This is a genomic window from Algiphilus aromaticivorans DG1253 (assembly GCF_000733765.1).
GTDB classification, from domain to species: Bacteria; Pseudomonadota; Gammaproteobacteria; order Nevskiales; family Nevskiaceae; genus Algiphilus; species Algiphilus aromaticivorans.
This window is the reverse complement of the sequence record NZ_JPOG01000001.1, coordinates 1,883,758-1,896,797: the sequence shown is the minus strand read 5'-3', so window position 1 is coordinate 1,896,797 and position 13,040 is coordinate 1,883,758. Positions and strand designations below refer to the sequence as shown.

Sequence of the window (13,040 nt, the reverse complement as noted above, 5' to 3'; positions counted from 1 at the left end):
TCAGCGTTCCAGTAGCTCGAGCTTGTCGGGCTTGTCCTCCCACTCGGCCGCGTCGGGCGGCGGGTCCTTCTGCTCGGTGATGACGGGCCATTCCTTCGACAGCTCGGTATTGAGCTCGAGGAAGTGCGCCTGCTCTTCGGGCAGGTCGTCCTCGGCGTAGATGGCGTTCACCGGGCACTCGGGCTCGCAGAGGGTGCAGTCGATGCACTCCTCGGGGTCGATGACGAGAAAGTTCGGGCCCTCATGGAAGCAATCCACCGGGCAGACTTCCACGCAGTCGGTGTACTTGCACTTGATGCAGTTTTCGGTGACGACGAAGGTCATGTGCGTTTTCCGCGCGCTCGTGTGACAGCTGAGAAGTATAACGATCCGGGCGCCGATACCCTTGTCATTCGTCAGCTACGTCGGCGCTGCGTTCCCGCGCGATCGGTTCGCGTGGTCGCGTAGTGAGGTCGAGGGTGTGGAAGCTTCGCGTACCGGCTGCGCGGTCGGCCATCCAGAACTTCAGGCTGTGCCAGATCGTCGGGAAAGCGAGATAGTCCCAGGGAATGTCCTCGGGGGCAATGAGGCAGGTCTCGGAGCTTTCCGGCGTGATGTGGTGGTGGGGATTGGTCATACGCGCGCGGTAGCTCATGTAGACCTGCGCGATATAGGGCACGTTGATGATGGCGCAGAGGTCCTCGATTTCCACCTTGGCGCCGGACTCCTCGAAGGTCTCGCGTGCCGCGCCCTCTGCGGTCGTTTCGCCCACTTCCAGAAAACCCGCTGGAAAGGTCCAGAAGCCGCGCCGGGGCTCGATATCGCGCCGGCAGAGCAGGAGCTGCCCTTCGTACTCGCAGATCGCTCCGACGATCACGCGCGGATTGCGGTAATGAATGGCGCCGCAGCTCGAGCAGACCTTGCGCGGCATGTTGTCGCCGGCCGGAACCTCTACGCGTAGCGGCGCGGCGCAGTCCGAGCAGTACTTCATGCCGGACGCACCGGTAGCGGGAAGGTGAAAGCCATAAATTGAGCCTAGCAAAGGCTGGACATCGGCGTGCCCGATCGGACATGATCCCCGCAACGCCGCTGGCGGGGGCAAGCTGTCGGCGCGAATTCACTACAAGTACCGGGAGTGGGGAGTCCATGAAAAAAACAGCCGTTGTCATCATCGCCTGCGCATGCAGCGCACCTACGGTCGCGATGGCCGGCCTGTTCGGCGAAGACCGCAGCGTTAAGTACACCGTGGCGGCGGATTACGCCAACACCAATGTCTCCTTCTCGGAGACGGATTCCGCAGCGCTCAGCAACGAAGATTTCAAGAGTGACTTCGTCAACGTCAAGCTTGGTGTGCGTCCTGAGAACTTCGTCGGGCGTGGCTCCTTCCTGACCTTCGAGGCTCATATTGGAGCGGGTGTGCGCGACGGCGACTATTCCGGCGAGCTGGATGTGCCGCTGGAAGAAGCGAACGCGCAGGTCTCTAACGATATTGAGACGGATCTCTACTACGGCTTGTTCGTGGTGCCGCACGCGGTGGTTTTCGACATGTTTGAGCTGTCGTTTCCTGTGGGCTATGCGCGCACTGAATACAGCAAGGGCTTCCCTGCCGATACCACTGATGACGGAAATGCTGATTCCGTGAGAACAGTCGATTCTTCGTATGACAGCATTACCTTTGGCGGCAACATCATGCTTCCGCTCCGCTTGCTGATGCCCAATGCGCCCGATATCCGCCTGAGTCTCGGCGGGCAGGTCTATCACCAGAGCAGCGAGCTGCGGACCTACGGCTACAACGCCGGCCTGCGCTGGGACTTCTGATCCGGTTTTGATCTAGGCTCCGGTCGCCCGCGGGGCGGCCGGAGCTGCTTCGAGCCGCATGCGCAGGCTCTCGCAGAGCCAGCGCATGCGCGCTTCGTCCGCCGCTGCATCGGCGCGTACGAAGTTGTCCACGGCTTCGCCGTGCAGCATCGTGACCGCGGCATCCACCGAGACTTCGAAATCGGCGCCCATGCGCGTGGCGGCCGCCGGCATGAGCTGTGCAGCAATGCGCTGAACGCGCGACATGTGGCGGCTCCACGCCGGAGCCAGCGCGACGTGCAGATTCAGGTCGCTGCGCGCGGCCATGAGCAGCTCGAACCAGGCCTGATGCAGGCGCGAGCGGCAGTTGCTGCGCACCAGCTCCAGCGCCGCGCGCAGCCAGTCTTCGTGACCGGTCGTGCCGGCCTGCCGAAATGCTTCGCCATAGGCGCTGATCAGCCGGTCGCCGACGTCATCCGCGACCGCGCGCATGAGATCCAGCCGCGTGTCGAAATGCCCGAAAAGCGCCCCCTGCGAGAGTCCCGCCTGAGACACGATGGCCTGCACCGAAGCGCGTGCATAACCCTGGGCGACCAGTACCTCGGCGGCGGCATCGAGCAGGCGGCGGCGCGTGGCTGCACGCCGCTCGGCCTGCGTCCGAGAGGGGGCGGCTACCGCGGCGCTCATGCGCGGGCGGCGTCGGGAGCCTGTTCCGCCGGAGTCGCGGGGGTGGCGGCGCGCACGCCGCGGGCGCCGGCCGGCAGGAAGGTGCCGAAGCCGATTTGCTGACCGAGTTCGGGCGCGAAGCGGCCCTGGCGAAAGGCCGCGCGGCCGTTGATGATGGTGGCGGTGACGGCGTGGTCGCTGCGGTTCACCAAGCGCTTGAGATCGAGATTCTCGATGTCGGCCTCGCCGAACTCGCTGAGCTGCTCGCCGAGACCTTCGGGGTTGATCACGGCGATGTCGGCGCGCGCGCCGGCCTCCAGATGGCCGGCGTCGAGGTCGAACCAGTCGGCGAGTTCGCCGCTGAGCTTCCAGATGGCCTTCTCCAGCGGCATGACCGGGTCGCCGGCCGCTGCGCTGTCGCGCACCTGCTTGAGAAAGCGCAGCTGCGAGTTGTAGAAGGCCATGTTGCGGATGTGCGCGCCGGAATCGTTGAAGGCGAGCAGGGTGCAGGGCTGGTTGACGATGTAGCGCACCTGCTCGGGTCGGTAGTTGCCAATGACGGTGTGCCAGCGCAGCTTGCGGCCGTGCTCGACGACGAGATCGAGAAAGGCGTCGACTTCGTGCACGCCGCGTTCGGCGGCCACATCGGCGAAGCTCTTGCCGACCAGCGATGCGTCCGGCGCCTCGACGATGTTGGTATCGCCCAGATCGCGGTGCCAGACGCGGGCGCCGAAGCGCTTCTCGTAGTCCTTGCGGAAGCGCTTGCGGTATTCCGGATCGCGCATCAGCTCGTTGCGCTGCAGCTCATCGACCAGATGCAGCACGGCCTCGCCGGCGCCGAATTCCTCGAAGATGACGAGATCGATGCCGTCGGAGAAGACTTCGAACTGCGTGGGCAGAGACTCCCAGCGAAAATCGGCGCGGAAGAAGCGGTTGAAGAAGTTGGCGAGGAAACCCGCTAGCCGCGGCAACGATTCCTGCCCCTTGACGGCCATCAGCGTGATGAGCGTGGTCTTCAGCTTTTTCCGGAAGAACCAGCCCGCCGAGGTGATTCCGAAGAGCAGCGCGTTGTACTTGGTGACGAGATTGGGCGCGGATTGCAGCACCTTGTCGCGCCGGCGCAGGATGCGATTCAGACGGCGTAGCTCCCACCAGGGCGCGTAGCTGGAGGGCAGCGAGGCCGAGCGCTCGCGATCGCCGTCGAGCTTGTCCCAGGGGTTGGTCATGCCGGACAGCCCCATCATGCCGGCGTCCAGAGCTTCCTCCAGATGGCCTTCCATGGCCTTCATCTCGGCAGGCTCCGGCCGTAGTCCGGGCTGAACGGAGCGCGACAGGCCCATGGTGCGCACGCGCAGATCCGAATGCCCGAGGAAGGCGGCGACATTGGGGCCGAGGGGATGGCGCTTGAGGAAGTCGACGTAGCCCGCGGCGCTGTCCCAGGTCTTGGCCTGCTGCAGCAAGGGCAGGACCTTCTCGCGCGGCACGCTCTCGACGCGCGTGAACAGGTCCGAGCAATCCTCCGGCTCGGAGAGAATCATCGAGATCGAGCAGGAGCCGACGGCGACCGTGGTCACGCCGTGCTTGACGGACTCGCGCAGTGCCGGCGCAGCCACCAGCTCGGCGTCGTAGTGGGTGTGCATGTCCAGCATGCCGGGCATGACCCATTGATCCTGTGCGTCGATGACCTCGGCACCGGCCTCGCTCAGCGGCAGTTCGGTGAGCGTGACGACTTCGCCGTCGCGGATGCCGACATTCAGGCGCCGCCCCGGGTTGCCGCGGCCATCGAAGACTGTGCCGTTCTTGATGACGATGTCGTAGCGCGCATCGGCCATGAGTGTCTCCTGCAATTTATATAGCAATCACTATCTATCATGGCGCGCTACGACGCAACTCGCGAAAGGCGATATGTCAGGTAGCGTGGTTGGTGTCGTCGTTGCGCGCGTAGAGGCGCCGCCAGATGCGCTGGCCGAGGGCGTCGAAGCGCAGCGTTGCCTGCAGCAGTGCGCGCCGCGCGTCGGCGTCGACCATGGGCTCGGGGAGCAGGGGGTCGAAGACGAGTTGGCGGATGGCCTCGCCGCCGAGCAGGAAGGATTCGCGCGCCGCCGCCTCTAGGCTCAGCGCTTCATGCTGCGCCATCCAGGATTCCAGCCGCGCGGTGATATGGCGATAGTTGCGGTCCAGTTTCCCGGTTTCCCAGAGCGCCGGCAGTCGCTCGGCGACGGCTTCGCCGAAGTCACTGGCGACGAACACGGGAGCTTCCGCCTCCAGCCCCAAGGTGTGCAGGCGGCGGCGGATGGTAGCGACATCGGTCTCGATATTGTTGGGGCGCAGATGCAGGCCGCGGCGGTACTCGCGAAAGCCGAGCATGGCCATGGCGCGCTCTCGACGGCGCAGGGCTGGGCGATCGCTGCGGCCGAGGGCGGTTGTGTGAATGACGACGAAGTCCCCCGGCCAGGAACGCAGGCGTTGCTCGATGCGCCGCCAGGTGGCGACCTCCTCGGCCAGCTGATGCGCGGGAGGGCTGAGGCGATAGCTGCCGCGCTCGGCGTTGTCGATCAGGCCGGCGGCCGACAGCCGGGTCAGTGTGACGCGCGCGCTGGACTCACCGATGCCGAAGATGGAACAGGCTGCCACGGCGTCGCGCGCCGGCAGCGGCTCGGGATCCATCGCCAGCAGCAGATCCAGCAGCAGCCGCTTCGTGCTGGGCCGGCGGTCCGTGGGAGCCGCCGGCCCGCTGCCGTCGCTCACGGCTTCAGCGGGTTGCCGCGTGCGATGATGGTCTCGAGGTCCAGGCCGCGCGGTAGCACGCCGTAGTTGTGGGTGTGCTCCGGCCCCAGCCGGGAGGCGGTGAAGGCTTCCGCGACGCGTGCATTGCCGTGGCGCAGCAACAGGGAGGCCTGCATGCACAGCGCCATGCGCTCGGCAAGATCGCGGGCGCGGTGCTCCAGCGCCTCCTGGTCGGAAAGCGCTGCGTGCAGGTGGTCGAGGGCGGCGTCAAAGTGGTCGTGCATGCCACGTGCCGCCTCCAGTTCGCCGAGGAAGACCTCCAGTGCGGCGGGCGACTTGCTCATGGCGCGTAGCAGATCCAGGGCCTGGACATTGCCGGAGCCTTCCCAGATGGCGTTGATGGGGGCGTCGCGGTAGAGGCGCGCCATGATGAAGTCATCCATGACGCCGTTGCCGCCGATGCACTCCATGGCTTCGTAGGTGTGGTTCGGGTTGCGCTTGCAGATCCAGTACTTGCCGGTGGGCAGGCCGAGACGCAGCAGCAGCTTCTCGTGCTCGTCGTCCGGGTTGTCCAGCGCGCGCCCCATGCGCATGGTGAGCGCAAGTGCGCCCTCGACTTCCAGCTGCAGATCGGCCAGCACGTTGGCCATTGCGGGCTGCTCGATCAGGCGTTTGCCGAAGGCCTCGCGGTGTGCACAGTGGTGGATTGCCTGGGCGGTGGCCTGGCGCATGCTCGCCGTCGAGCCGACCATGCAGTCGTAGCGGGTCATCGCCACCATCTCGATGATGGTGGGCACGCCGCGGCCTTCTTCGCCAAGCATCCGGCCCTGTGCGCCGCGCAGCTCGATTTCCGAGGAGGCGTTGGAAACGTTGCCGGCCTTGTTCTTCAGACGCTGGACCTGGATCGGGTTCTTGCTGCCGTCCTCGCGCCAGCGCGGTACCAGGAAACAGGACAGTCCGCCCTCGGTCTGCGCCAGCATCAGGAAGGCATCGCACATGGGCGCCGAGGTGAACCACTTGTGGCCCAGCAGTTCATAGACTGCTCCCGGGCCGGTGCCGTTGCCGACGGGCCGAGCGCTGGTGGTGTTGATGCGTACATCGGAGCCGCCCTGCTTCTCGGTCATGCCCATGCCGACGGTGAGCGCCCGCTTCTGGGTGTGCGGGATGTCGCGCGGGTCGTAGTCGGCGGTGAGGATGCCGGGCAGCCACTGCTCGGCCACCGAGGGCGTGGTGCGGATGGCCGGCACACAGGCAAAGGTCATGGTGACCGGGCAGTGATGGCCGGCGTCGACCTGGTAGTGCATGTACTGCAGCGCCGAGCGCACGACGTGTGCCCCGGGCTTCGGGTCCGCCCACGGCGAGCTGTGGATACCCGCCTGCAGCGAGTGCGCCATCAGTCGGTGGTAATCCTCGTGGTAGGCGACCTGGTCGATGCGATGGCCCTGCCGGTCGAAGGCTTGCAGCTCGGGCTTGTAGGCGTTGGCGCGGTAGCCCCAGGAAATGACTTCCTCACTACCGGTGCGTGCGCCGTCGGCGCGTAGCGCTTCGATGCCCCATGCGCCGCCCTCGCGCTTGACCGCCTCGACCAGCGCAGTGTCGCCCTCGAAGGCGTTGTAGTCCTGCAGCGGTGGTGGCTGATTGGTGACCTCGTGCGTGGCGGCGAGGGCGTCGGGGTTTAGCGGAATCTGCGGCTTGTTCATGGCGCGGTCCATAGTGATGGCTCACCTGGAAATTACTCCTGTATGCGGAAAGCGTCAATATATGTAATATCTATTGCAGATACCCGGGAGCTCTCCGCATGCCTTCGCACGCCGTTGATACCGTCCGCATCCTCCGTGATCCGCCGCTCATGGAGGTCTATATCGATGCGCCCGAGCGCCGTAATGCCGTTGACGGGCCGACTGCCGCGGGGCTGGCGGATGCCTTCCGCGCATTCGAGGCCGACGAGGCGCTGTCGGTTGCTATCCTGAGCGGCGAGGGCGGTCACTTCTGCGCCGGAGCGGACCTCAAGGCCGTCGCGGGCGACGATCCGCAACGCGCCAATCGCATCGATGCCGAGGGCGATGGCCCGATGGGGCCGTCGCGCATGCAGCTATCGAAGCCGGTCATCGCCGCGATCAGCGGCTACTGTGTGGCGGGTGGCCTGGAGCTGGCCTGCTGGTGCGACCTGCGCGTCGCCGACACCACAGCCGTGTTCGGCGTCTTCTGCCGGCGCTTCGGTGTTCCGCTGATCGATGGCGGTACCGTGCGCCTGCCACGCCTGATCGGCGCGAGTCGCGCCATGGATCTGATTCTCACCGGCCGCGCCGTCGAGGCCACCGAAGCCGAGACCATGGGGCTGGTCAATCGGCTGGTGCCAGAAGGCGAGGCACTGAGCGCAGCGCGCGAGCTGGCACGGCAACTCGCTGGCTTTCCACAGCAATGCATGCGCGGCGACCGGGCCAGCGCGCGTGAGCAGTGGGGCATGGACGAGCAGGCTGCCATCAGCAACGAGTTCCGCCATGGGCTCGTCACGCTGCAGTCAGGGGAAACACGCACTGGAGCAGGCCGCTTCAGCAGCGGCACGGGGCGCCACGGTGCTTTCGACGACCCGCAGCAGGAGAGCTGAGCATGACTGAACCGACCACGATGACCTACGAGCGCGACGGCCGCGTTGCGCGTATCACGCTGAATCGCCCCGAGCGCGGCAACGGCATCACCATGGAGTTGCCGCGCGAGCTGGCGGCCTGTGTCGAGCGCGCCAATCTCGATACCGGTGTGCATGTCATTGCGCTCTCGGGACGGGGCAGCGGCTTCTGCGGCGGCTACGACCTCGTCGAGTCGGCCGAGGGCCAGGCCGGCGGCGACGACAGCGCGGCGCGTCCGGCAGGCACGGTGCTTGATCCCGAGCTGCAGCAGCACAACCACGACCCGGACCAGACCTGGGATCCGATAGCCGACTACGCCATGATGAGCCGCAACGTGAAAGGCTTCATGAGCCTGTTTCACAGCGAGAAGCCGGTGGTCTGTAAGGTCCATGGCTTCTGCGTGGCGGGTGGCACCGATATGGCGCTGTGCTCGGATTTGCTCGTCATCGCCGACGACGCCAAGATCGGCTACCCGCCGGCGCGCGTCTGGGGCTCTCCGACCACCTCCATGTGGTTCCACCGACTCGGCCTGGAGAAAGCCAAGCGCCTGCTCTTTACTGGGGACTGCCTCTCCGGCAAGGAAGCGGTCGAATGGGGGCTGGCGATTGAGTCGGCGCCGGCTGAGGCGCTCGACGAGCGCTTCGAGGCGCTGCTCGCGCGTATCGCGCGCATGCCGGTGAACCAGCTCGTCATGATGAAGCTTCTGCTCAACCAATCCGTCATGCAGCAGGGGCTGCACACGGCGCAGATGCTGGGCACCGTTTTTGACGGTATCACCCGCCACACGCCGGAGGGCTATGCCTTCCAGCAGCGCGCTGCAGAGGCGGGTTTCAAGCAGGCCGTGCGCGAGCGTGACGAGCCCTTTGGCGACTTCGGCATGTCCACCTTCAAGGGCTGAGGCCGGACACGACGAAGCCCGCGCGAGGCGGGCTTCGTCGTGAAACTGGTGGAGGCGGCGTCCACAGTAAAAGGTTATTAACGCCTTGAAAAGTGTACAAAAAAATATATCCGCGATTTGAATATGCCCCCAAATATGCCCCCATCTGCTGGGTGGTGGGCTTTGAAGACCATGCCCTAGTTCAGCGCTTAAATATGCCCAGTTTAGCCTTGACCTGCCGATACAGGCCCAACCGATAGGGCTTCTCCCGAACGTTCGTTGTGGTGCCGAAGGGCGCACTCAATGCGTGTGGTGTGGTGCTGCTAGTGCGCGCTCGATCAACCGGGGCCTCGGCGAGATTAGTTGAGTAGTCAAAGTCCAAAGAGGGCCGCGCGGTGAAGAGGAGGCAGCATTTCCAGGGAGCGCCAGGATAGATGGAGGTGCCAGGCTTTGACGCCTGTTCGCCAGGCGCGCAGGCTACGTACTCAAGGGAGTGATGGGCGACTAGCTAGCGGCACTGGCAGTCGTTCTAGTAGTGAAATGGAGGGGGAGATGCGTGAAGGTCAGGGGCGGCGTAGGCGGCCGGGGCCGAAGTCGGCTATCCGCACATGACAGAGTCGGTGAACGATAGATACTCAGCCAGCGAGCAGGGCCTGGGATACATCTACCAGGCGCGGCTCGCGCTGCTCCGTTTGCTGCAAATGCCGGAGGAGACCGCTCTCGTCCTCGAAAAGGATGACGACCTAGATTTTGTTGACGGCAGTGGTGGAAAGGCTCTGGCCTCGCTCAAGCACAAGGCGGAGGGCGATAGGCTGACCGACCTTTCGACAGACTTCTGGAAGTCAGTGAATATCTGGTTGTCACGCTACAAGCGCGACGGTGCGGTTTCCTCGAACCTGCGGTTCTTTATGTTCACTACGAGCGCGGTATCCAGCGATTCGTTTCTCGCCCGGTTTCTCCCGGACCATCCAGTTGACACCGGCGACACTCATACGCTGGCTGAGCTGGCTGATGCCGCACTCAGTAAGTCAAGGTCTCAGACCATCGGGTCGATTGCCACAGCGTTTAATGAGCTGCCCGATCCAGAAAAACAGGACTTTCTCGAACGCATCCTGATTATTGATAGCAGCCCCCGAATTGGTGACATCCCGTCGATCGTCCGCGACGTGCACATGCGCAGCATCCGGCGAGAACATCGTGAGCTTATCTTCGAGCGCCTAGAAGGCTGGTGGACTGAAACGGTGATTCAGCAATTGACGGGCTCTAGGCGTGAGGCGATTCCCGGCTACGAAGTCTCGGACAAGTTGTCGAACTTAGCTGAGGAATATACAGCGGGAAACCTCCCCATAACCTTCCGTGGGACGGAGCCCGCTGAGGAGATCGACACTGATGCTGATCCGCGTCTTTTTGTCAGGCAGCTCCACGAAATCGGCCTGTCATCTAAACGTATTAGGAGCGCGATTCTGGACTACTATCGGGCCTTTGAGCAGAGATCTGCTTGGGCGCGGCAAAATTTACTAGTGACTGGCGAGGTCGAGGAATACGAAGACCGTCTGGTAGACGAATGGAGTCGCTACAAAGATGTCGTCTTTGATGTGCTAGCTGATGATAGCGCCGAGGAGGCTCTGCGCGAAGCTGGTGCTGCTCTCTATAACTGGGCCCAGTTCGAGACGGGGAATATGGAATCCATGCGCATTCGCGCGAGGGTGACCGAGCCGTATGTTCTTCGCGGCAATTTCCATATCCTTGCCGATGGCGCACCAAAACCCAGAGTTTATTGGCATCCGAGGTTCCTCGACCGGATCGACAAGGTGTTGGGGGCTGCTTCATGAAGCGGTTGGATCAGCGCCCGTTCGAGATTCGCAACTTGTTCAATCCGGCTTTTTGCGGCCTGATTCTGTTCCGTGGAATACGCGGGTACGAGGAAGCAGACGCCCGCGGCATGCCTTTCTCCCTGACGTTGTTGTTGCTGCCACTGTGCCTCTACAAAGACTCGCGTGACGTGATCGCCAGAAACTCGCGAAGCCGATTACTCAGCACCACGGAATTGAATCAGCAACTTATGGTGGGCTTCGCCGATAGAGTCACACAAATGCTGCCCTATGCTTTCGAAGGGTTTGGCTTGCTGATGGAAAAGGGCTGTGTGGCCATATCGAATGACGCCCGTATCCAGTCAGTGCCGAAGACGGTGCGCAAGGCCGTGAAAGGTACGGACGAGACCGTCGCTTGCCAAAAGGTTGCGCGCATTCTTGGAAAGGAGTTCGCCCGAATCGCTGACCGGTCAACCATTTACACGACCTTCGGAGTTCGTCCGTGAAGATTAGCTCAATCCATATATATAGCCACGATGGTCAGCGTCGGGACCTTCGTTTCAATGTTGATGGGCTCAACATCATCACAGGTCGATCTTCGACTGGGAAGTCTGCCCTTTCCGAAATCATTGAATACTGCATGGGGCGCTCCACCTTTAATGTGCCCGAAGGTGTGATCCGCGAGAAAGTGGCTTGGTTTGCGGTCGTTTACCAATTTGAGGGGGAGCAAGTGCTAGTGGCGAAGCCAACCCCGTCTAGTGGCGCCGCGAGTTGCAGCACAGCAATGCTGCGACGGGGTGCCAAGTTGCAGCCGCCGAAATTTGAGGAGTTGGAGACCAACACACAGGACGAAAGCATTGTCGAGCTGTTGTCGCGCATGCTGGGTATCCCCGAGAACCGCACCGATGTCGAGGTCACAAATAGTCGCGATAGCTTCGCCGCCAACGTGAAGCACACGTTCTACTATCTCTTCCAAAAGCAGGGATTGGTCGCGAACAAGGATCAGTTGTTCTATCGGCAGAATGAGCAATTCCAACCACAAGCGATCCGCGACACACTGCCGATTCTTCTTGGCGTGTCCTCCCAGGATCGCTATGAACTAGAAGCAAAGCTACGTACCGTGCAGCGGGATTTAAGGATCAAGAGAAAACAACTCGCGCAGGCGCGAAACGAACGGGATACGTCTCATGCGAAGGCTGCCGGCCTCTACTCAGAGGCCAGGACCGTGGGCGTAATTGGGCCCTCTGATGTTGAGCCTGATGGCGAAGGGACTATCGACGCATTGAGGTCAGCGTTGTCATGGGCGCCCGAATCGGCGCCAGATGACGATGGAAGCCGAATTTCGCGTCTCGAAGAAGAGCTGAGGGAGCTACGTCAGGAGCGCCGTGATGTCCAAGCCCGGATAGATGCGGCACGGCAGTTCGCTAAGCGAGCGGGCGGCTATGAAAGTGAGGCTGCCGAACAGGTGGACCGGCTGGCTTCTATCAAAGCATTTCCGAGGAATCCGGAAACGGGCGAGTGGCAGTGGCCGTTTAGCGAGCGCAACCTTGCGCTGGATACGCCCGTCGCTACCGTATTACTCAGAGAGCTGGAATCCCTAGATAAGGAGTTGCGTACCGCTACCGGCCAACGGCCGAAGCTCGAAGCCTACCTTGCCGAGCTTCATGGCAGGGTGGATGAGGTAGTGAACACGATCAAAAAAAAGGAGGGAGAGCTATCGGCTGCGATATCGGCGAACGACGTCATCGCCAAGATGGGAGCGCGCAACAATGCTGCCGCGCGCGTGGTTGGTCGTATCAGCCTGTTCCTAGAAGGGCTACTCCCGGATGAAGAGCTTGGCAGATTGGAAGCAGAGCATCAGCACCTCGACAACAAGGTAAGGCAGCTCGAGGAGAAGATTGGCGCTGACGAGAGTAGCGATCGATTGGTTTCGATTCTCAACAACATCTCGGCTCATGTGACGCGGTATATCCAGGAATTCGGCGCTGAGTTCTCTTCGTATCCTGCACGGATCAATCTTCAGCAGTTGACGATCATTATTGATCGTCCCGAACGTCCCATGCTGATGAGCAGAACTGGCGGTGGCGAGAATCATCTTGCTTATCATCTATCCGCGCTGCTCGCTCTACATTTCTTTGCCGCAAAAGGAAACCGCCCTATCCCGCGTTTCCTGCTGATCGACCAGCCGACCCAGGTCTACTTTCCATCCGAGCAGGTCTACAAAGACGCCGATGGTTCAGTGCAGAAGACCGAAGCTGACGCTGACCTCAATGCTGTGCGCCGACTGTTCGAACTGTTACTCAAGTTTACCCAAGAGGATGTTCCTGGCTTCCAGTTGATCGTCACCGAACACGCGAATCTTGGTGAGACCTGGTTCCAAGAGGCGTTGGTGGAAGAGCCATGGACTAAACCGCCGGCACTGGTCCCGGAAGACTGGCAAGGGCAGTAACCCCCGATTCAGGGGAGCATTCTTCGCTATGCGGCTACGTATGACCGTTTCACGACGGCCCGGAATTGTTCTGCCTCCGGTACTAACAATGCGCAGCCCACTCCTCG

At 62.6% G+C, this 13,040-nt stretch carries 12 protein-coding genes; 6 read left to right on the top strand and 6 right to left on the bottom strand.

The window, feature by feature from the left end:
• Together fdxA and U743_RS08785 are read right to left on the bottom strand one after the other, a co-directional pair.
• A complete protein-coding gene (gene fdxA, locus U743_RS08790) occupies nt 1-324 on the bottom strand; it encodes a ferredoxin FdxA (RefSeq protein ID WP_043767373.1) in 324 nt (107 codons plus the stop codon).
• Nucleotides 325-388: 64 nt separating this feature from the next.
• Nucleotides 389-970 carry an NUDIX hydrolase gene (locus U743_RS08785; protein WP_043767371.1) on the bottom strand — a complete coding sequence of 194 codons (582 nt, stop codon included), beginning with the start codon at nt 968-970 and terminating at the stop codon, nt 389-391.
• Between the two features lie 155 nt (nt 971-1,125).
• Here U743_RS08785 and U743_RS08780 point away from each other — a divergent pair, with 155 nt between their 5' ends.
• Nucleotides 1,126-1,797 (top strand): hypothetical protein, encoded by a 672-nt coding sequence (locus U743_RS08780; protein WP_043767369.1) that lies wholly within the window; start codon nt 1,126-1,128, stop codon nt 1,795-1,797.
• A gap of 12 nt (nt 1,798-1,809) precedes the next feature.
• On the opposite strand, the gene U743_RS08775 is transcribed toward U743_RS08780, so the two are convergent.
• From U743_RS08775 to U743_RS08760, 4 genes are all read right to left on the bottom strand, one after another.
• Nucleotides 1,810-2,463, bottom strand: coding sequence for a TetR/AcrR family transcriptional regulator (locus tag U743_RS08775; protein WP_052367778.1), 654 nt, complete (start codon nt 2,461-2,463; stop codon nt 1,810-1,812).
• Nucleotides 2,460-4,274 (bottom strand): N-acyl-D-amino-acid deacylase family protein, encoded by a 1,815-nt coding sequence (locus tag U743_RS08770; protein WP_043767368.1) that lies wholly within the window; start codon nt 4,272-4,274, stop codon nt 2,460-2,462. Before U743_RS08770 ends, U743_RS08775 begins: the two co-directional genes overlap by 4 nt.
• A 76-nt stretch (nt 4,275-4,350) precedes the next feature.
• Nucleotides 4,351-5,190, bottom strand: coding sequence for a PaaX family transcriptional regulator C-terminal domain-containing protein (locus tag U743_RS08765; protein ID WP_198021985.1), 840 nt, complete (start codon nt 5,188-5,190; stop codon nt 4,351-4,353).
• Nucleotides 5,187-6,869: an acyl-CoA dehydrogenase family protein gene (locus U743_RS08760; protein WP_156966386.1), complete on the bottom strand. Its 1,683-nt coding sequence runs from the start codon at nt 6,867-6,869 to the stop codon at nt 5,187-5,189. The genes U743_RS08765 and U743_RS08760 overlap by 4 nt, the downstream gene beginning before the upstream one ends.
• A gap of 98 nt (nt 6,870-6,967) precedes the next feature.
• On the opposite strand from U743_RS08760, the gene U743_RS08755 reads away from it, so the two are divergent.
• The 5 genes from U743_RS08755 (at nt 6,968) to U743_RS08735 (ending at nt 12,933) form a co-directional block, all read left to right on the top strand.
• Nucleotides 6,968-7,777, top strand: coding sequence for a crotonase/enoyl-CoA hydratase family protein (locus tag U743_RS08755; protein ID WP_043767365.1), 810 nt, complete (start codon nt 6,968-6,970; stop codon nt 7,775-7,777).
• A 2-nt stretch (nt 7,778-7,779) separates the two neighbouring features.
• Nucleotides 7,780-8,694 carry a crotonase/enoyl-CoA hydratase family protein gene (locus tag U743_RS08750; RefSeq protein WP_043767363.1) on the top strand — a complete coding sequence of 305 codons (915 nt, stop codon included), beginning with the start codon at nt 7,780-7,782 and terminating at the stop codon, nt 8,692-8,694.
• Between the two features lie 587 nt (nt 8,695-9,281).
• A complete protein-coding gene (locus U743_RS08745) occupies nt 9,282-10,505 on the top strand; it encodes an ABC-three component system protein (RefSeq protein ID WP_043767361.1) in 1,224 nt (407 codons plus the stop codon).
• Nucleotides 10,502-10,990 (top strand): three component ABC system middle component, encoded by a 489-nt coding sequence (locus U743_RS08740; protein ID WP_043767359.1) that lies wholly within the window; start codon nt 10,502-10,504, stop codon nt 10,988-10,990. The genes U743_RS08745 and U743_RS08740 overlap by 4 nt, the downstream gene beginning before the upstream one ends.
• Complete coding sequence (locus U743_RS08735; protein ID WP_043767358.1) at nt 10,987-12,933, top strand: DUF3732 domain-containing protein; 1,947 nt, start codon at nt 10,987-10,989, stop codon at nt 12,931-12,933. The genes U743_RS08740 and U743_RS08735 overlap by 4 nt, the downstream gene beginning before the upstream one ends.
• Nucleotides 12,934-13,040: the final 107 nt, after the last annotated feature.